We start from the raw sequence: 17,839 nt of genomic DNA on the forward strand, positions 1-17,839 counted from the left end.
GTGAGCGCCCGCCTCGAAATATTACATGAGTCTCATCATCTTCCTTGCGAATCTCGGCAGGCAAGCAAAAGGAAAGCTTTTCCACAGCCACGCGTTTCCAGGCTGTAAAAGATTCGCTTTCAGCAATTGGCTCAGCAGTCAGCAGCCATGGCTCAAGCGACGGAGGGGTAAGGGAGTGGGTAAGATCCCGTACCATTTTCCAAGGTTTTTCAGGATGTTGAGTGGCGGTCGGTAAATTTTTATCTCCACCCATTTCTTTCACTAGAAACTGATGAGTGGAAAATTCAAAGGTTTCACTTGCAACCCACACGCACATTTTTTTCTGTGAGTTCTGTGCTGAAAATTGGTTTGTTCTCAACCAGTTTTCGAAACCTTTTAAAGTTAGGAAATAACACCAACCATCATCCGCTGGCTTCTCCAAGATGACTGTTAGTCTGTCATTTTCCACATCCTCCAAATCGAAATCCTTGATCTCGATGCTGTCGGAAACTTCTCCAAAAAGCTCTATCTTTCCGATGCCCATCGAACAAACACGCTGGGCAAGATCTTTCAATTCTCGAACAAACCCGGAAGATGTAACGCTCACTTCATCAATTCGAAAAATATGCGTAGTTTCAACCTGCGCAGAACCACCCGACGCCGTAAGTCGCTCAAAGAAGTTGCGAAGTTCCAGCGCTATCTGTTTCATGATTCACGCAAGCGACTTGTACGAATAGTAATAACAGTTTCATCCTTTCCATTTTCAATAGTTAAGCTTCCCTTTGCCCGCGCAGGCATATTTATGGTTATGCCTTCACTTGTTACGTATTTCTTTGCCTCATTGGTAGGTAGCTCTTCCTCATCGTAGGAGAACACCTCACCAGTCAAATTTAGGCTTTCCAATTCTTTGTCGAAGGTCGCCCGGATTTCATCTTGGCCATTGATGCCGAAAAAATCTGTGAAGAATTCGTCGACTTCAAAGTCTTTACGCTTTTTCGCAATCTCAACGACTTTCTCAGCGACCTTCGATGTGATAGCCGGCGGCAGATCACCCAGGTGTGTCCTTACAGTTTTTTTGATTGCCTTAACCAAATCTACCGTCATTTCCTTTGAATTTCGGAGGCGCTCTACTCCCAGGAATTCTTTGAAGAAATCACTGATTCCTGAGCGGCTCATTTTATCAATGATCACTACTTCTGAGTCTTTGGAATCCAAATCAATAAGAGCTGATTTCTGGAGCGCTTTTGGTGATTCAGTAAAGTTGTTGGTAACTGCCTGAAGTATTGCCTGGGCGCCCTTAGTTTCAAATGTAACGACTTTTTCAGAGTCATACTTAATTAACGAATAAAACTTTTTAGCACCTGTAACTAAACCAATTACGATCAATACGCCTGACTTCATACGTTTGTCGCCAAGGCGATGGAACTGTCGAGCCAAACTCTTGGAGATATCGACAAAATTCGACTCGCCCTTCTCCCAACTATTCAATTTAGCCTTTACTTGAGATATTTCAGCGAAAGAAAATTTATTGCCCTTGAGGGTTTCTTTGATGCGGTCAATGAAGAACGGCTCGAAGGTGCTTAAGGGGGTGTCGTCAAACAGGATCGGATCATCGGCTCGATGATGCACCACGTGAAAAATGAAATTCTCGATTTTCAGGGCTTCGATTTCTTTATCCGTAAGAGTGGCCAAGTTAAATCCTCATCCTTGCTGGTGGCGACATGACATTAAGCATTGATGTAAGCACCTTTTCAGCGTTATGCCTAGCGTCCCCCCACAGGGCGTAGCATGCGAATTACTGTATGAATATACACATAGAGAAAGCGGTTGGCTGCCGTTTGCCCCATCCAGGATCAATTGTCCGATGGAAGGCTCACTGGTGGGCGTGTTGAATCCTAGACGCGGGTGGTATGCCCACACCTTGATGTCTTGATGATGTGGATTCTGATAAAGGGGAGCGACCAGAATAGATAGCTCGGCAGGAACAGAGGCGCATCTCAGCTTTCAGTGGCGCTGCGTAGCCGCCTTCAATGTGACAAAGATGCAGGCCTTTTTGGCGCCTTTGGGAAAACCCAGAAACCGTCCAGGTAGCGACGCGTCATGTCGTTCATCGCCAGCTTGCGCCCCAGATTGCCGATGATCAGCCCCGCGACCACCATCGCAATCGGCGCGGATACATGCAGTTCCGAAGCCATGGCCGAGCCGCCGATCACCAGGGCGAGGGTCAGCATGACTGCGATCTGATGCTGCTCGATGCTCTTGATCATCAGGTACACGAGATAGCCGATCAGCCCGCCAAACAGCACACCGCCAATGGCTTCGTGGGCAAACAGCATGGCCGTGGCGCCCACGGTGGGCGTTTCACCCAACTGCGCGATGCCCAGCAGCACGGTAAACACCACCACGGCGGTGCCGTCATTGAACAGCGACTCGCCGACGATGGTGGTTTTCAGCGGTTTGGAAGCATTGGCGGTCCGTAGCACGCCGAGCACCGCAATGGGGTCGGTGGGGGAAATCAGCGCGCCGAACAGCAGGCAGTAAAGGAAGCTCACGTGCCAGCCAAACAGGGCGAAGATGTAGTACGCCAGGCTGCCGATCACCACGGTGGCGATCAACACGCCAAAGGTTGCCAGCAGGCCGATGGGCCAGCGGTAGCTGCGCAAGTCGTTCAAGTTGACGTGCAAGGCGCCGGCGAACAGCAGGAACGACAGCATCCAGTTCATCAGCAAATCGCCGAAGTCGATCTGGCCGATCAACTGCTGGATACGTTCTTCCAGGCCCGGGTAGCCGAGCACGCTCAGGCCTTGCAGGATCAGCGAGAACAGCAGTGCGGTGACCATCACGCCGATGGTGGGCGGCAGGCCGATAAAGCGGAAGTTCACATAAGTGAGCAGGGTGGTGAGGCAGATGAAGGCGGCGACAAGTTCAAGCATCCGGGGTCCTTGGAAGGGGGGGAATATAGGCGCACGAGGTGCGTTGAGTCGGGGTTTAGTATAAACAGGTGCTGTTACATGACGTATCAATTAAGGAGGTTCGGGTGGTAGCGACAGCCCTGGTGCTGGTAGCGGCGCTGTTGCATGCGACGTGGAACACCTTGATCAAGTTCAGTGGCGAGCGCCTTTTGGTTATCGCCTGCATGGACAGCGTGGCGCTGCTGTTCGTGGTAGTGGCGGTGGGGTTCGTGTCCTTGCCGCCGTTGGACATCTGGCCGTGGATCGCGGCCTCGGCGCTGTTTGAATTGCTCTATCGCTATTTATTGATCCAGGCCTATCGGGTGGGGGACCTGGGCCTGGTGTATCCGTTGATGCGCGGTTTGTCGCCGCTGGTGGTGCTGGTGCTGACCCTGGTGTTTGCTGGCGAAGTGCTGAGCACCCAGCAGATTCTGGGGATCCTGCTGATCCCGTTCGGCATGGTGTGCCTGTTGTGGCAGGGCGGCGGCGGTGACCGGTTGCCCTGGTCGATGCTGCCGGTGGTGTTGTTGATCGGCCTGTGCATCGGCTGCTACACCTTTCTGGATGGGCAGGCGCTGCGGCGCTGGGCGCACCCGCTGGATTACCTGGTGTGGCTGACGCTGGTCAGCGCGTGGCCGTTTCCGTTGCTGGCCCTGGTGCGCAAGCGGGCAGCCTTCAACCTGTTCTGGCGCACCCAGTGGCTGTTGGGCTTGAGCGTGGGGCTGTGCGTATTGTTGAGCTACGCTTTGGTACTTTGGGCCATGCAGTTGGGCTCGATTGCCGAAGCTGCTGCGCTGCGGGAAGTCAGTGTGATCCTGGTGGTGCTGTTCGGCATGCGTTACTTGAAAGAACCTTTTGGCCGTCCACGGCTCATAGCCTGTGGGTTGGTGTTGATTGGCATGTTGGTGATGAAACTCTAACCGTCGGATAAAACTAAAAGGAATCGGTGATGACAGTCGCTTTATGGTGTGTGTTGATCGCAATTTTTCTGCCGTACATTTGCACCGGTGTGGCCAAGTTCAGTACAGGCAAGTTCGGGCCACGGGATAACCACGACCCGCGTGCCTTCCTCGATAGCCTGGAAGGCGTCGCCAAGCGTGCGCATAGCGCGCAACTCAACAGTTTCGAAGTGACCCCTGCGTTTGCCGCCGCAGTGATCGTTGCGCACCTGGCCGGCAACGCCGACCTGGTGACGATCAACGTGCTGGCAGTGCTGTTTATCACCAGCCGCCTGCTGTACATCATCTGCTACCTGGCGGACTGGGCGATCTTGCGTTCGCTGGTATGGGCCGTGGGTATGGCGTTGATTGCGAGTTTCTTCTTCGTCTCGATGTAAGAGGGGGCGGCAAACCCGACTGTAGGAGCGAGCTTGCTCGCGAAGAACGTCAACGATAACGCGTGCTTGCTGAGTAAGCGCGGCGCCTGTGAGTTTTTCGCGAGCAAGCTCGCTCCTACAAAAAAACCAACGGTCGTCAGGTGCCGGCAGGCGCATCCGGCACCTGGGGCAATGCCGCACCTTTGGGCCACAGCATCCAGATCTGCCCTTGCTGTTTCATATTCCCCGCCAACTCGCCTGCGGCATTGCCTGTGCCCCAGAACAAATCTGCGCGCACTTCGCCGGTGATTGCGCCGCCGGTATCCTGGGCTGCGACCGGGCGTGCCAGTGGCGTGCCGTCTGGTTTGGTGGTCGACAACCACAACAGGCTGCCCAGCGGAATCACCTTGCGATCCACCGCCACACTGTAGCCGGCGGTCAATGGCACGTTCAGCGAACCACGCGGGCCTTCGTTGCTGTCGGGGCGGGCGCTGAAGAATACGTAGCTGGGGTTGCTCGCCAGCAGTTCTGGAATGCGCTGCGGGTGGGCCTTGGCCCAGGCGCTGATGGCGCCCATGGTCACGTCTTCTTTTTTCAGCTCGCCTTGTTCCACCAGCCAGCGGCCGATAGGGCGGTACGGGTAGCCGTTCTGGTCGCCGTAACCCACACGCAGTTGGCGCCCGCCGGCCAGTTGAATACGCCCCGAGCCCTGGATCTGCAGGAATTGCAGGTCCATCGGGTCGGTCAGCCAGGCGATCGGCTTGGCGGTGGAACCTTGGCTGTTGAGAGTGCTGGCATCGTCATACGGTTTGAGCACGCGGCCTTCCAGGCGACCGCGCAGGCGCTTGCCCTTGAGTTCCGGGTAGATGCTCTCGAGGTTGACGATGATCAGATCATCCGGCACGCCGTATACCGGCACGTGGGCGGTGGCGGTCTTGGTCAGGCTGCCGGGGTAGACCGGCTCGTAATAACCCGTGATCAAGCCGTTTGGCGTGTTGTTGGCCGAGCGCAGGCCGAAGACATCCAGGTGTTCCTTTAGAAAGCCGCGAACCGCCACGGCATCGCCCGGTACGCTGGCCGCGGCCGCGCAGGTCGCGCCCCAGATCGGGTCGGCCTTGAGGCGCTGGCAGGCGCTGCGCCAGGATTCAAACCCGGCGAGCAAGTCACTGTCGGAAACGCTCGGCAGGGCTTCCCACGGTGCGCTCACATAGGTGGCAACGGCGTGAGGTTTGGTTGGCTCCTGGGCAACTTGTTTGCCGGGGTCTTTACCGCCATCGCAGCCGGCCAGTAGCGCGAACATCGGCAAAGCCCACGCCAGGCGCCGGCCCCAGGGTTTGAAGGTGACATTCATGTAGGTAGTTCCTGAAACGATTGCCCGTGCTTCACTGCATCCGGGCAACCCTTATTATTAATAGGGCTATTGGTCTTTGTAGGCGGTGCGAGGATACTGGCCGCCGTTTCCCGTGACCTTGAAGCCATGATGATGTTAAAAAAATTGACTGTTGTATTGCTGGCCTGCCTGGCGGTGTCTGCCTGTGGCGGTGTTGACCCCAATTCTCCCTTGGGCCAGCGCAAGGCGATCTTCAAGCAGATGCTCAAGACCGGTGAAGACTTGGGCGGCATGCTCCGCGGGCGTATCCCATTCGATGGCGCCAAGTTCGCCGAGGGTGCGGTCAAACTGGATGCGTTGTCCCACGAGCCGTGGAAACATTTCCCGAGCGTGCGCGAAGAAGACCACACCAGTGCCAAAGATGATGTGTGGCAAAAACAGGCGCAGTTCCAGCAACTGGCTCGCGACCTTGAGGCGGCCACCGGTGAATTGGTGATCGCCAGCCAGGTGCAGCCTTATAAAGCCAGCAACCTTCAACCTGCGGTGCAAAAAGTTGAAGATGCCTGCAGCGCCTGCCATAAACAGTTCCGTGATCATTGATCGGTTTTACTGGTCGAGTTCTTCCACCGCGTCTTGCAGCTCTTTGCGCGATTCGGCCAGCTTCTCCTTACGCTTGTTGATCTTGTCCGGATCACCCTTTTTCATGGCCTTGTCGAGGTCGGCCTGACGGCGGCTGACTTCATGCTTGGCGTCGAGCACCTTGTTTTCACGTTCTTTCTTCAAGCTGGCATCGGTGCAGTGGGCGGTGACTTCGGCCAGGGCTTTTTCCAGGCCGGCCTGTTGGTTGATGTTGCCGTGGGCCTTGGCCTGTTCGATCTGGATGCTGATGGCCTGGCGTTTGGCGGCGCAGCCTGTGAGCGGTTGCGCGTCTTCGGCGGCCAACAGTGGCGTGCTCATGAAGCCTGCGACGGTCAGCAAGGCAAAGGGGGCGAGAAATTTCATATAAAGCTCCAAGTTCGCAATCAGGTGGCCGGGTGGTGTTCAAAACCCATCTACCCCGGCTGCGCGTAATGTTTCAGCCATGGCTTGTACCTGCGGGTCACGAAAAAAAGCGCTGAGTTGCGCTGCGCGTCCCGGGCCGATGCCATCTGAGGCCAGCCAGGCTTGGGTGTCTTTGGCGACCAGCGTCTGCCAGTTGCCTTCCAGGTTGTTGCGCGCCGCTGGCGGTATGCCCAAGGCGCAGAGCCATTGTAAAAAAGGGCGTTGCCGGGCGCTTTGAATACTGTCGAGCACCCGCGCACGGGTACGCTCGCCTAACCCCTCAATGGTAGCAAGCTCGGCCGCATCCAGGGTTAACCAATCGAGAAAGCCTGCGATTAGACCCGCCTGGATCAATACGTTCCAGGTTTCACGGCCCATATGGGGCAAGGCCAGGCCGTGTTTGCCGCTCAACCAGGTGAGGCGGGCGAGCAGTTGATCTTCGCAGCCGGGGTCCAGTTGCCAGCAGCTCAAGGCGTGGAAGTCTTGAGGGTCGGGTACCTGCATGTCCACGCGTGTCTTGTTGCGCAGGATCACCTCGTCCAGTCGCGGTATCACCTGGCCCGCCAGGCTGATCGACACATGATCGCCTGGGCGGATATCCAGGGCTTGCCAGCGCTTGAGCGAGCTGGCGCTAACCCGGCTGATCTGCCGATCATCCAGCCGTACGGGCTCCAGTTCGAGGATTGGAGTAATGCGCCCAGTGCGCCCCACCCTGAACTGAACGTTGCGCACCAGCGCCAGTGCCTTGATGGCCGGGTACTTCCAGGCAACCGCCCAGTAAGGCGCACTGGCTTGCCAGCGCTCGGCGGGTGCCCGCGCAGCCTGGTGCAGCACCACGCCATCGCTGGCGAAGGGCAATGGCGCGTTGTACCAATGGGTACGCCAATGCGCAGCTTCGCTGATGGTGCCGACGGGCTGGCTGTACTGTTGACTGTCGGTGAACCCCCAGCGCGCCAGGGTGGCCAGGCGTTCGGTGAAGTCCGCCGGGCCGTCGGGCCACGCCCAGACGAACAGGCCGATCCCGGCAGCTTCGGCATCGTTCAACTGGCGACGGTTCATCAGGCCGGCCACTTTGCTGCGCGCATTGAGCCCGCCCTTGAGCGATTGCACATGGTGGTTGAGGCGCCAATAGAGTTCGCCTTGCAGCACCACATCAACGGCGTCGGGCAACTGTTGGACAATGCCGGGGATCTTGGCGGCGGAGGCTGACCAGTCGTGACCCAGCAGGCCGTCGCCTCGAGATATGAGCTGGTGCAAGCGGCCCTGGCGATACACCAATGTCACCGCGACGCCATCTACCTTGGGTTGGACCCAGACATCCTGTCGAGTGCTGAGCCAGTCACTGACGGCCGGCTCGCTCGGCAGCTTCTGCAAACCCGTGTGCGCGACCGGGTGACGTAAGGTGCCGCGCGCCCTGGCCAGTGGGTTATCAGCCTTGGGTGTCTGCTGGCGGGCGCATTCCTGCCAATGCGCCAGGCGTGTGCGGGCCTGGTCGTAGAGCTCGTCGCTGATCAGCGATTGGCCCTGTCGATGGTAGCTGTCGTCCCACTGCTGGATTTGCCTGGACAAGGTTTCCAACTGTGAGTGAACGTCATCGGGGCAGGCTTCGGCCCAGGCCCAGGCCGGCAGGGTGCTTAGGAGAACAGCCAGTAATACGCGCATCATGAGCATCCTTGCTCGAAAAGGGTGCCCAGCCTAAGTGATCCACGCGCCCACAAAAAAGCCCCGACCGAGCGGGGCTTTTTACCGGGTATTTCTGTTTACTTGAACAGGCCGCCCAAGGCCTTCACAGCGTCGTTGTTTTCAGCCTTGGCCTGCTGCTTTTGCTGCTTGGCGTCGACTTTTGCCTGGCTGTCGGCGAGTTTGTTGCAAGCTTTGTTGACCTGCTCCAGCGCAGCCTCGTAGGCCCGCACTTTCAACAGATCGTTCTTGGCATTGGCCGCGTCGATCTTGGCTTGCAGGTCTTTGGGTTGCTGCTGGCAGTCGCCGGCATTGCCGCCACCGAGCTGGGCACTCAGGGCGCCGCTCAGCGCGTTCAGGTCAGCGGCCTGGGCTGGCAGGGTGAACAGGCTGAGCAGAAGGGCGGCAGGGGCGAGTGTGCAAATGCGCATGAAAACCTCAATGTTCGATTGCCTGCGCGCTTATCCATCCCGGGCGGGCGCAGTGCAATATCCAAGTAAGGTGAAGGGCCCGAGAGGGCGCGGATTCTAGTGGGCCATCATTTGGCCTGCAAGCCTTGGATCCAAAAAAGCCCGAAGTGGCCCTGCAGACAACAAAAAGCCCCGCCAGGCAGGCCTGGCGGGGCTTTATTTACCGCGAACGATTACAGGCCGGCGGCGGTACGCAGGTCGTTGGCGCGGTCGGTTTTTTCCCAGGTGAAGGTGCTGAAGGTGTCATCGCCCACAGTCTTCTGCGCAGGGGTACGGCCGAAGTGGCCGTAGGCTGCGGTTTCCTGATACATCGGGTGCAGCAGGTCGAGCATGGTGGTGATCGCGTAAGGGCGCAGGTCGAAGATCTCGCGCACCAGCTTGACGATTTTCTCGTCGCTGATCTTGCCGGTGCCGAAGGTATTCAGCGAGATCGACGTAGGCTGGGCCACCCCAATGGCGTAGGAAACCTGGATTTCGCAGCGCTCGGCCAGGCCGGCGGCGACGATGTTCTTGGCCACATAACGGCCGGCGTAAGCGGCAGAGCGGTCAACCTTGGAAGGGTCCTTGCCGGAGAACGCACCGCCGCCGTGACGAGCCATGCCGCCGTAGCTGTCGACGATGATTTTGCGGCCGGTCAGGCCACAGTCGCCCACCGGGCCACCGATGATGAACTGGCCAGTCGGGTTGATGTGGAACTGGGTGTCCTTGGTCAGCAACTCGGCAGGCAGCACGTGCTTGACGATCAGCTCCATCACGCCTTCGCGCAGGTCGGCGTAGGACACGTCCGGATTGTGCTGGGTCGACAGTACGACAGCGTCGATACCCACGACTTTGCCGCCTTCGTAACGGCAGGTCACCTGGGACTTGGCATCCGGGCGCAGCCATGGCAGTACGCCGGATTTGCGCGCCTCGGCCTGGCGTTGTACCAGCTGGTGCGAGAAGGTGATCGGCGCGGGCATCAGCACGTCGGTTTCGTTGCTGGCGTAGCCGAACATCAGGCCCTGATCGCCCGCGCCCTGGTCTTCTGGCTTGGCGCGGTCAACACCCTGGTTGATGTCCGGGGATTGCTTGCCGATGATGTTCATCACGCCGCAGGTCGCGCCGTCAAAGCCCACGTCGGAGCTGTTGTAGCCAATGTCGGTGATCACGTCACGTACGATCTGCTCCAGGTCAACCCAGGCAGTGGTGGTGACTTCGCCGGCGATGATCGCCACGCCCGTTTTCACCAGCGTCTCGCACGCCACACGGGCGAACTTGTCTTCAGCGATGATAGCGTCCAGCACCGCGTCAGAAATCTGGTCGGCGATTTTGTCCGGATGCCCTTCAGACACGGACTCGGAGGTGAAAAGGGAGTATTCGCTCATCTCGATGTTTTCCTGATATTTACCGATGGTGAGTGTCGCCAGCCGGTCGCTGAAAATGGCGGACCTGAATCTGGAAACCATTACGTAAACCTACATAGAGGCTTTCCCCGGGAACGAGTCCCGCAGCGGTGGCCCAACGGGCCAGATCGTCCTGTTCAAAACCCAGCCAGAGATCACCGCAGGCCTCCTTGGCCCAATTCTGGTTGTGGCTGCATAAATCCGTAACCAGCAGGCTACCGCCGGGGTGCAGCAACCCGGCCATTTGCTTGAGGGCTTCCGCCGGTGCGGCGAAATGGTGCAAGACCATGTTCAGCACCACGCAATCGGCCCGCAGGCCGGTGTCACTCAGGGCGTCGGCCAACTGCAGGCGCACATTGCCCAGGGCTTCGCGCTCACAGAGTTGGCGCGCCAGTTCAAGCATCGCCGGGCTGTTATCCAGCGCGGTGACCTGCTCGAAGCGGCGCGCCAGTTCGGGCAGGAAACCGCCGTCGCCAGGGCCGACTTCCAAGGCCGTGGCTTCTTCACTGAAGCTCAGCTTGTCCAACAGCGCCAGTACGCTTTCGCGGTACTGGGCCAAGCCGGCGATCAGGTCCTGTTGGGCGCGAAACTTGTCGGCCACCCGTGAGAAAAAATCCTGGCTGGCGGCGGCGCGTTGCCCGTGCACCTGGCCGATGCGCGACTGCACATCACCGGGCAGGCACAAGTTGTCCACTTCGTCGAGCAGGGCGGCGTGCAACTTGCCGCCAAGCAGTTCGGTATGGGGCAGGGCACGTCGGTAGAAAATCGCATTGCCTTCGCGACGGGTGGCCACCAGGTCGGCCTGGGCCAGCACCTTCAAATGGTGGCTCATGCCGGACTGGCCGATGGCGAAGATCTGCGCCAGCTCCAGTACCCCGAAAGAATCGTTGGCCAGTGCGCGCAATACGTTCAAGCGCAACGGATCGCCAGCGGCCTTGCACAAGGCAGCCAGTTCATCGCCGTCGTCAGGACGCAGGGAGGGCACGGGTAGGTTCATAAGGCCAGCAGTCTAGTGACGGGTGTAGATCCCCGCAAGGCCAATATCAAAAAGTTTTGATATTGATCGATAAGTGGCGGTTATAAGCCATCGCTATAACCTTTAGACGAACCGGTTAAAGGTTTCTGCAAGGGATTGGTGCCCAAAGCACAGGAAAAACGCCCACAAGTGACTATCTGTCATTGCCCGCAGGCGGTGGCTGAGGGAAAATGCCGGTCCTTTTTTCCGTTTCTTTATAAGCAAACTCCAGGAGATCAGCGATGCCCAGCCGTCGTGAGCGTGCCAACGCCATTCGTGCCCTCAGCATGGATGCCGTGCAAAAAGCCAACAGCGGCCATCCCGGTGCCCCGATGGGCATGGCGGATATCGCCGAGGTACTTTGGCGTGACTACCTGAAACACAACCCGAGCAACCCTTCGTTCGCCGACCGTGACCGCTTCGTGCTGTCCAACGGTCATGGCTCGATGCTGATTTATTCGCTGCTGCACCTGACTGGCTACGACGTCACCATCGACGACCTCAAGAGCTTCCGTCAGCTGCACAGCCGCACCCCGGGCCACCCGGAATTCGGCTACACCCCAGGCGTTGAGACCACCACCGGCCCCCTGGGCCAAGGCCTGGCCAATGCCGTTGGTTTCGCCCTGGCGGAAAAAGTCTTGGGCGCGCAGTTCAACCGCCCTGGCCACGACATCGTTGACCATCACACCTACGTATTCCTGGGTGATGGCTGCATGATGGAAGGCATTTCCCACGAAGTCGCCTCCCTGGCCGGCACCCTGGGCCTGGGCAAGCTGATTGCCTTCTACGATGACAACGGCATCTCCATCGACGGCGAAGTCGAAGGCTGGTTCACCGACGACACGCCTAAGCGTTTCGAAGCCTACAACTGGCAGGTGATCCGCAACGTTGACGGCCACGATCCGGAAGAGATCAAGACCGCCATCGACACCGCTCGCAAGAGCGCGCAGCCAACCCTGATCTGCTGCAAGACCACCATCGGTTTTGGCTCGCCGAACAAGCAAGGTAAAGAAGACTGCCACGGCGCCCCACTGGGTGACGCGGAAATCGCCCTGACCCGCGAAGCGCTGAAGTGGAACCACGGCCCGTTTGAAATCCCGGCCGACATCTATGCCGAATGGGATGCCAAGGAAAAAGGCCTGGCAGCCGAAGCCGAGTGGGACCAGCGTTTCTCGGCCTACTCCGCCGAATTCCCGGAATTGGCCAACGAACTGGTACGCCGCCTGGCCGGTGACCTGCCTGCCGACTTCTCGGAAAAAGCCTCGGCCTACATCGCTGAAGTCGCGGCCAAGGGCGAGACCATCGCCAGCCGTAAAGCCAGCCAGAACACCCTGAACGCCTTTGGCCCGTTGCTGCCTGAGTTCCTCGGCGGTTCGGCTGACCTGGCCGGTTCCAACCTGACCCTGTGGAAAGGTTGCAAAGGTGTCTCGGCCGAAGACGCCAGCGGCAACTACATGTACTACGGCGTGCGCGAGTTCGGCATGAGCGCCATCATGAACGGCGTTTCCTTGCACGGCGGCCTGGTGCCTTACGGCGCGACCTTCCTGATGTTCATGGAATACGCTCGTAACGCCGTACGTATGGCCGCGCTGATGAAGAAGCGCGTGATCCACGTCTACACCCACGACTCCATCGGCCTGGGCGAAGACGGCCCGACGCACCAGCCGGTCGAGCAACTGACCAGCCTGCGCACCACGCCGAACCTCGATTGCTGGCGCCCAGCCGACGCGGTGGAATCCGCCGTGGCCTGGAAGCACGCCATCGAGCGCAAGGACGGCCCTTCGGCGCTGATCTTCTCGCGTCAGAACCTGCAACACCAGGTGCGTACCGACGCGCAGATCGCCGACATCAGCCGTGGCGGTTATGTGCTCAAGGACTGCATCGGCGAGCCGGAGCTGATCCTGATCTCCACCGGCTCCGAAGTGGGCCTGACCGTTCAGGCGTACGACAAGCTGACCGCGCAAGGCCGCAACGTGCGCGTTGTGTCCATGCCCTGCACCAGCGTGTTCGAAGCCCAGGACGCCGGCTACAAGCAATCGGTATTGCCGTTGCAGGTCAGTGCGCGTATTGCCATCGAAGCGGCTCACGCCGACTACTGGTACAAGTATGTGGGCCTGGAAGGCCGCGTGATCGGCATGACCACCTACGGTGAGTCGGCGCCGGCGCCAGCCTTGTTCGAAGAGTTCGGTTTCACCCTGGAAAACATCCTGGGTCAGGCTGAAGAGTTGCTGGAAGACTAAGTCAGTCTGCGTTGTTTGTACTGGCGCCATCGCGGGCAAGCCCGCTCCCACATTTGGATCACGGTCCACTGTGGGAGCGGGCTTGCCCGCGATGGCGCCAGTACATTCATCACTGAACTAACCTTGATCGAGAACCCCATGCCCCAACCGCGTCCCTACAAAGTTGCACTCAACGGCTACGGCCGCATTGGTCGTTGCGTCTTGCGTGCTCTGTTCGAGCGAGGGGCGGCGGCCGGGTTTGAAATTGTCGCGATCAATGATTTGGCCGACATGGCCAGCATCGAATACCTGACACGCTTTGACTCCACCCACGGCCGCTTCCCGGGCGAAGTGCGGGTTGAAGGCGATTGTCTGCATATCAATGGCAACTGCGTGCAAGTGTTGCGCAGTGCCACCCCCGAAGGCATCGACTGGAAAGCACTGGGCGTCGACCTGGTGCTGGAATGCTCCGGTGTCTATCACACCCGTGCCGATGGCCAGCGTTTCCTCGACGCCGGCGCACCGCGTGTGCTGTTTTCCCAGCCGATGGCCAGCGAGGCGGATGTCGACGCCACCATCGTCTACGGCATCAACCAGGATTGCCTGACCGGCGATGAGCTGCTGGTGTCCAATGCGTCGTGTACCACCAACTGCAGCGTGCCGTTGTTGCGCCTGCTGGACCAGGCGATCGGCCTGGATTACGTGTCGATCACCACGATTCACTCGGCGATGAACGACCAGCCGGTCATCGACGCCTATCACCACGAAGACCTGCGCCGCACGCGTTCGGCGTTCCAGTCAGTGATTCCGGTGTCCACCGGCCTGGCGCGCGGCATCGAGCGACTGCTGCCGGAACTTGCCGGGCGAATCCAGGCCAAAGCCGTACGGGTGCCGACGGTGAACGTGTCTTGCCTGGATATCACCATGCAAACCGTGAGCGACACTGACGCGGCCGAGGTCAACCGGATCCTGCGCGACGCCGCCACCAGCGGCCCGCTCAAAGGCCTGTTGGCCTACACCGAGTTGCCCCACGCCAGTTGCGATTTTAACCATGACCCGCATTCGGCGATTGTCGATGCCAGCCAGACCCGCGTTTCCGGCCCCAGGCTGGTGAACATCCTGGCCTGGTTCGACAACGAATGGGGCTTTGCCAACCGCATGCTGGATGTTGCCGAACACTATCTGCACATCGCTTCTAAACAACCTCAACAGTAATTCAGGAACTGCGACCCATGACCGTGTTGAAGATGACCGACCTCGATCTGCAAGGTAAGCGCGTACTGATTCGCGAAGACCTCAACGTCCCCGTCAAGGACGGTGTTGTCACCAGCGATGCGCGAATCCTGGCCTCGCTGCCGACCATCAAGCTGGCCCTGGAAAAAGGCGCGGCCGTGATGGTCTGCTCCCACCTGGGTCGCCCGACCGAAGGTGAGTTCTCTGCCGAAAACAGCCTCAAGCCGGTCGCCGAGTACCTGAGCAAGGCCCTGGGCCGTGACGTGCCCTTGGTCGCAGACTACCTGGGCGGCGTGGACGTGAAAGCCGGCGATATCGTGCTGTTCGAAAACGTGCGCTTCAACAAGGGCGAGAAAAAGAACAGCGACGAACTGGCCCAGCAATACGCCGCCCTGTGCGACGTGTTTGTGATGGACGCGTTCGGCACCGCCCACCGCGCCGAAGGTTCGACCCACGGCGTGGCCAAGTTCGCCAAGGTCGCCGCGGCTGGCCCGTTGTTGGCTGCCGAGCTGGATGCGCTGGGCAAGGCCCTGGGCGCTCCAGCCCAACCAATGGCCGCTATCGTTGCCGGCTCCAAGGTGTCCACCAAGCTGGACGTGCTCAACAGCCTGAGCCAGATCTGCAACCAACTGATCGTCGGCGGCGGCATTGCCAACACCTTCCTGGCCGCTGCTGGCCACCCGGTGGGCAAGTCCCTGTACGAGCCAGACCTGCTCGACACCGCCCGCGCCATCGCCGCCAAGGTCAGCGTGCCGCTGCCAGTGGACGTGGTAGTTGCCAAGGAATTCGCGGAAAGCGCCGCCGCTACCGTCAAGCTCATTGCTGACGTGGCCGACGACGACATGATCCTGGACATCGGCCCGCAAACCGCGGCCAACTTCGCCGAGCTGCTGAAGGCATCCCAGACTATCCTGTGGAATGGCCCGGTGGGCGTGTTCGAGTTCGACCAATTCGGCAACGGCACCAAGGTGCTGGCTAAAGCGATCGCTGAAAGCTCGGCGTTCTCCATTGCTGGCGGCGGCGATACTTTGGCGGCTATCGATAAATATGGCGTGGCTGATCAGATCTCCTACATTTCTACCGGTGGTGGCGCTTTCCTCGAATTCGTCGAGGGCAAGGTGTTGCCAGCCGTGGAAGTGCTGGAAACCCGAGCCAAAGGTTAAGGCTCGCGTGATCAGGAAAAGGAGCGTTCCCATGATCAAGTCGTTGGCACTGGTGATTGCAGCGGGCCTGTTGGCCGGCTGCGGCAGCACACCCAGCGCGGCGCCCGAGGCGGATAACGCCAAGGCACCGTTGAGAAAAAGCTGTTACCAGGCTGACTGGCAAGCCGAGACCATGCCGGTGATCAACAAGCGCATCGGCAACGAACGGTTGGAGAAATACGACTCCGCGCCAAACGGTCAGGAACAGGGTTGCCCATGACGGGTCTGATCCATTAACCGACAGCAACGGCGGCCCATAGACCGCCCTGCGAGGATTGGCAATGAAAGGCGTTTTCGCCCTGGCAGCCCTGGCTCTGTTGGCCGGCTGCAGCAGCATGAACCTGTTCGACAAGGCAGAACCTGCCGACAAATGGACCACCTGGACCTGCGACAGCAAGGCCGAGGTCAACTGGCGCTTTGCCAACCCGGCCCGCTCCGAAGTGGATGTACGCCTCGGCGGTTCGGACCAGGTTTACCGGCTCAAGCAAGAGGTAGCCGCCTCCGGCGTGCTGTATAGCGACGGCCAATTGGCGTTTCACACCAAAGGTGAGGAAGGCCTGGTTTACTGGGTGGCGACAGATGATTTGATTGGGCGCGGCTGCAAAGCCCAGTGAGAATACGATCTGAAGTCCAATGAGATCAAAATGTGGGAGCTGGCTTGCCTGCGATTGCGGTGGGTCAGCAAAGCCAATATCGACTGGCTCTGCGCCATCGCAGGCAAGCCAGCTCCCACATTGACCTGTTTCACAGTGGCACAAGCGCTAAGCCACACCAGCAATAACGATTCAGCAGCACAAGGCTCAACCCCTTGATCTGCAATAACTTGAATAGCAGCCGCCGCTACGGCAGGCTTGCACGATTAACGACCCTCGACCGGGAGAGACAACACAATGGCACTTATCAGCATGCGTCAAATGCTGGACCACGCAGCCGAGTTCGGCTACGGCGTCCCAGCCTTTAACGTCAACAACCTTGAGCAGATGCGCGCCATCATGGAAGCCGCTGACAAGACCGACTCCCCAGTGATCGTCCAGGCTTCGGCCGGCGCGCGCAAATACGCCGGCGCCCCGTTCCTGCGTCACCTGATCCTCGCCGCGATCGAAGAATTCCCGCACATCCCGGTGTGCATGCACCAGGACCACGGCACCAGCCCTGACGTGTGCCAGCGCTCGATCCAACTGGGCTTCAGCTCGGTAATGATGGACGGCTCCCTCGGCGAAGACGGCAAGACCCCAACCGACTACGAGTACAACGTACGCGTGACCCAACAAACCGTGGCCATGGCCCACGCCTGCGGCGTATCGGTTGAAGGCGAGCTGGGCTGCCTGGGTTCGCTGGAAACCGGCATGGCCGGCGAAGAAGACGGCATCGGCGCCGAAGGCGTGCTGGATCACAGCCAGATGCTGACCGACCCGGAAGAAGCCGCCGACTTCGTCAAGAAAACCCAGGTCGACGCCCTGGCCATCGCCATCGGCACCAGCCACGGCGCCTACAAGTTCACCAAGCCACCTACTGGCGACGTGCTGGCCATCGACCGCATCAAGGAAATCCACAAGCGCATCCCCAACACCCACCTGGTGATGCACGGTTCTTCCTCGGTACCGCAAGAGTGGCTGGCGATCATCAACCAGTACGGCGGCGACATCAAAGAAACCTACGGCGTACCGGTTGAAGAAATCGTCGAAGGCATCAAGTACGGCGTGCGCAAGGTCAACATCGACACCGACCTGCGCCTGGCGTCCACCGGTGCGATGCGTCGCCTGATGGCCACCAACCCGAGCGAGTTCGACCCGCGTAAATTCTTCGGCGCCACTGTGACGGCGATGCGTGATGTGTGTATCGCACGGTATGAAGCGTTTGGTACTGCGGGTAATGCTTCGAAGATCAAGCCGATCTCGTTGGAGGCGATGTACCAGCGGTATTTGAAAGGTGAGTTGAACGCTAAGGTGAACTGAGTCTCAAGCGTTTAACTAAAGAAGCCCGCAGTGATGCGGGCTTTTTTGTGGACTTGAATTGGCAACT

Annotated in this window: 16 protein-coding genes and 2 pseudogenes; 9 read left to right on the plus strand and 9 right to left on the minus strand. The window is 59.2% G+C overall.

Annotated features, from left to right (window positions below; translation table 11 throughout):
- From GIW04_RS02275 to GIW04_RS02285, 3 genes and pseudogenes are all read right to left on the minus strand, one after another.
- Positions 1-688: pseudogene (locus tag GIW04_RS02275) on the minus strand (hypothetical protein); the annotation flags it as partial.
- Positions 685-1,671, minus strand: a complete 987-nt coding sequence (locus GIW04_RS02280; protein WP_032894897.1) for a nucleoid-associated protein — start codon at positions 1,669-1,671, stop codon at positions 685-687. The pseudogene GIW04_RS02275 and the gene GIW04_RS02280, both read right to left, overlap by 4 nt.
- Before the next feature lie 380 nt (positions 1,672-2,051).
- Positions 2,052-2,912 (minus strand): annotated as a pseudogene (locus GIW04_RS02285) (cation:proton antiporter); the annotation flags it as partial.
- Between the two features lie 104 nt (positions 2,913-3,016).
- Here GIW04_RS02285 and GIW04_RS02290 point away from each other — a divergent pair.
- A complete protein-coding gene (locus tag GIW04_RS02290) occupies positions 3,017-3,850 on the plus strand; it encodes an EamA family transporter (RefSeq protein WP_236478927.1) in 834 nt (277 codons plus the stop codon).
- A 29-nt stretch (positions 3,851-3,879) separates the two neighbouring features.
- Positions 3,880-4,266: an MAPEG family protein gene (locus tag GIW04_RS02295; protein WP_003194977.1), complete on the plus strand. Its 387-nt coding sequence runs from the start codon at positions 3,880-3,882 to the stop codon at positions 4,264-4,266.
- A gap of 136 nt (positions 4,267-4,402) precedes the next feature.
- On the opposite strand, the gene mltA is transcribed toward GIW04_RS02295, so the two are convergent.
- Positions 4,403-5,596, minus strand: coding sequence for a murein transglycosylase A (gene mltA, locus GIW04_RS02300; RefSeq protein ID WP_003194974.1), 1,194 nt, complete (start codon positions 5,594-5,596; stop codon positions 4,403-4,405).
- A gap of 129 nt (positions 5,597-5,725) precedes the next feature.
- Here mltA and GIW04_RS02305 point away from each other — a divergent pair, with 129 nt between their 5' ends.
- Complete coding sequence (locus GIW04_RS02305) at positions 5,726-6,175, plus strand: c-type cytochrome (RefSeq protein WP_003194972.1); 450 nt, start codon at positions 5,726-5,728, stop codon at positions 6,173-6,175.
- A 6-nt stretch (positions 6,176-6,181) separates the two neighbouring features.
- Here GIW04_RS02305 and GIW04_RS02310 read toward each other — a convergent pair whose 3' ends face one another.
- The 5 genes from GIW04_RS02310 to GIW04_RS02330 all read right to left on the minus strand — a co-directional run bounded on the left by GIW04_RS02310 (position 6,182) and on the right by GIW04_RS02330 (position 11,145).
- Positions 6,182-6,577, minus strand: a complete 396-nt coding sequence (locus tag GIW04_RS02310; RefSeq protein WP_003194970.1) for a DUF1090 domain-containing protein — start codon at positions 6,575-6,577, stop codon at positions 6,182-6,184.
- Between the two features lie 39 nt (positions 6,578-6,616).
- Positions 6,617-8,281 (minus strand): NAD-dependent DNA ligase LigB, encoded by a 1,665-nt coding sequence (ligB, locus tag GIW04_RS02315; protein ID WP_034133966.1) that lies wholly within the window; start codon positions 8,279-8,281, stop codon positions 6,617-6,619.
- A 95-nt stretch (positions 8,282-8,376) separates the two neighbouring features.
- Positions 8,377-8,727, minus strand: coding sequence for a DUF1090 family protein (locus tag GIW04_RS02320; RefSeq protein WP_034133965.1), 351 nt, complete (start codon positions 8,725-8,727; stop codon positions 8,377-8,379).
- A 212-nt stretch (positions 8,728-8,939) separates the two neighbouring features.
- Positions 8,940-10,130, minus strand: a complete 1,191-nt coding sequence (gene metK, locus GIW04_RS02325; protein WP_069557074.1) for a methionine adenosyltransferase — start codon at positions 10,128-10,130, stop codon at positions 8,940-8,942.
- 19 nt (positions 10,131-10,149) lie between these two features.
- On the minus strand, positions 10,150-11,145 hold the full coding sequence (locus tag GIW04_RS02330) for an ArsR/SmtB family transcription factor (RefSeq protein WP_003194962.1): 996 nt from the start codon (positions 11,143-11,145) through the stop codon (positions 10,150-10,152).
- A 260-nt stretch (positions 11,146-11,405) separates the two neighbouring features.
- Here GIW04_RS02330 and tkt point away from each other — a divergent pair, with 260 nt between their 5' ends.
- From tkt to fba, 6 genes are all read left to right on the plus strand, one after another.
- Positions 11,406-13,403, plus strand: a complete 1,998-nt coding sequence (tkt, locus tag GIW04_RS02335; protein ID WP_034133964.1) for a transketolase — start codon at positions 11,406-11,408, stop codon at positions 13,401-13,403.
- A 138-nt stretch (positions 13,404-13,541) separates the two neighbouring features.
- On the plus strand, positions 13,542-14,597 hold the full coding sequence (epd, locus tag GIW04_RS02340) for an erythrose-4-phosphate dehydrogenase (RefSeq protein WP_003194958.1): 1,056 nt from the start codon (positions 13,542-13,544) through the stop codon (positions 14,595-14,597).
- 17 nt (positions 14,598-14,614) lie between these two features.
- A complete protein-coding gene (locus GIW04_RS02345; protein WP_003194956.1) occupies positions 14,615-15,778 on the plus strand; it encodes a phosphoglycerate kinase in 1,164 nt (387 codons plus the stop codon).
- A gap of 31 nt (positions 15,779-15,809) precedes the next feature.
- The gene (locus tag GIW04_RS02350) at positions 15,810-16,037 is read left to right on the plus strand and encodes a hypothetical protein (protein ID WP_003194953.1); all 228 of its coding nucleotides are present in this window, start codon (positions 15,810-15,812) and stop codon (positions 16,035-16,037) included.
- A 61-nt stretch (positions 16,038-16,098) separates the two neighbouring features.
- The gene (locus tag GIW04_RS02355) at positions 16,099-16,431 is read left to right on the plus strand and encodes an MliC family protein (RefSeq protein WP_034133963.1); all 333 of its coding nucleotides are present in this window, start codon (positions 16,099-16,101) and stop codon (positions 16,429-16,431) included.
- Between the two features lie 276 nt (positions 16,432-16,707).
- Positions 16,708-17,772, plus strand: coding sequence for a class II fructose-bisphosphate aldolase (gene fba, locus GIW04_RS02360; protein WP_003177554.1), 1,065 nt, complete (start codon positions 16,708-16,710; stop codon positions 17,770-17,772).
- The last annotated feature ends 67 nt before the right edge of the window (positions 17,773-17,839 follow it).

Origin of the sequence: Pseudomonas sp. PA-4-8C (assembly GCF_021606625.1) — a bacterium.
Lineage (GTDB): Bacteria > Pseudomonadota > Gammaproteobacteria > Pseudomonadales > Pseudomonadaceae > Aquipseudomonas > Aquipseudomonas lactis.

Coding starts and splice junctions, on each gene's coding strand:
- tkt (WP_034133964.1), top strand. CDS start 11,406: ATGCCCAGCCGTCGTGAGCGTGCCAACGCCATTCGTGCCCTCAGCATG.
- GIW04_RS02330 (WP_003194962.1), bottom strand. CDS start 11,145: ATGAACCTACCCGTGCCCTCCCTGCGTCCTGACGACGGCGATGAACTG.
- epd (WP_003194958.1), top strand. CDS start 13,542: ATGCCCCAACCGCGTCCCTACAAAGTTGCACTCAACGGCTACGGCCGC.
- GIW04_RS02310 (WP_003194970.1), bottom strand. CDS start 6,577: ATGAAATTTCTCGCCCCCTTTGCCTTGCTGACCGTCGCAGGCTTCATG.
- GIW04_RS02350 (WP_003194953.1), top strand. CDS start 15,810: ATGATCAAGTCGTTGGCACTGGTGATTGCAGCGGGCCTGTTGGCCGGC.
- ligB (WP_034133966.1), bottom strand. CDS start 8,281: ATGATGCGCGTATTACTGGCTGTTCTCCTAAGCACCCTGCCGGCCTGG.
- GIW04_RS02355 (WP_034133963.1), top strand. CDS start 16,099: ATGAAAGGCGTTTTCGCCCTGGCAGCCCTGGCTCTGTTGGCCGGCTGC.
- GIW04_RS02295 (WP_003194977.1), top strand. CDS start 3,880: ATGACAGTCGCTTTATGGTGTGTGTTGATCGCAATTTTTCTGCCGTAC.
- fba (WP_003177554.1), top strand. CDS start 16,708: ATGGCACTTATCAGCATGCGTCAAATGCTGGACCACGCAGCCGAGTTC.
- GIW04_RS02305 (WP_003194972.1), top strand. CDS start 5,726: ATGATGTTAAAAAAATTGACTGTTGTATTGCTGGCCTGCCTGGCGGTG.
- GIW04_RS02320 (WP_034133965.1), bottom strand. CDS start 8,727: ATGCGCATTTGCACACTCGCCCCTGCCGCCCTTCTGCTCAGCCTGTTC.
- metK (WP_069557074.1), bottom strand. CDS start 10,130: ATGAGCGAATACTCCCTTTTCACCTCCGAGTCCGTGTCTGAAGGGCAT.
- mltA (WP_003194974.1), bottom strand. CDS start 5,596: ATGAATGTCACCTTCAAACCCTGGGGCCGGCGCCTGGCGTGGGCTTTG.
- GIW04_RS02345 (WP_003194956.1), top strand. CDS start 14,615: ATGACCGTGTTGAAGATGACCGACCTCGATCTGCAAGGTAAGCGCGTA.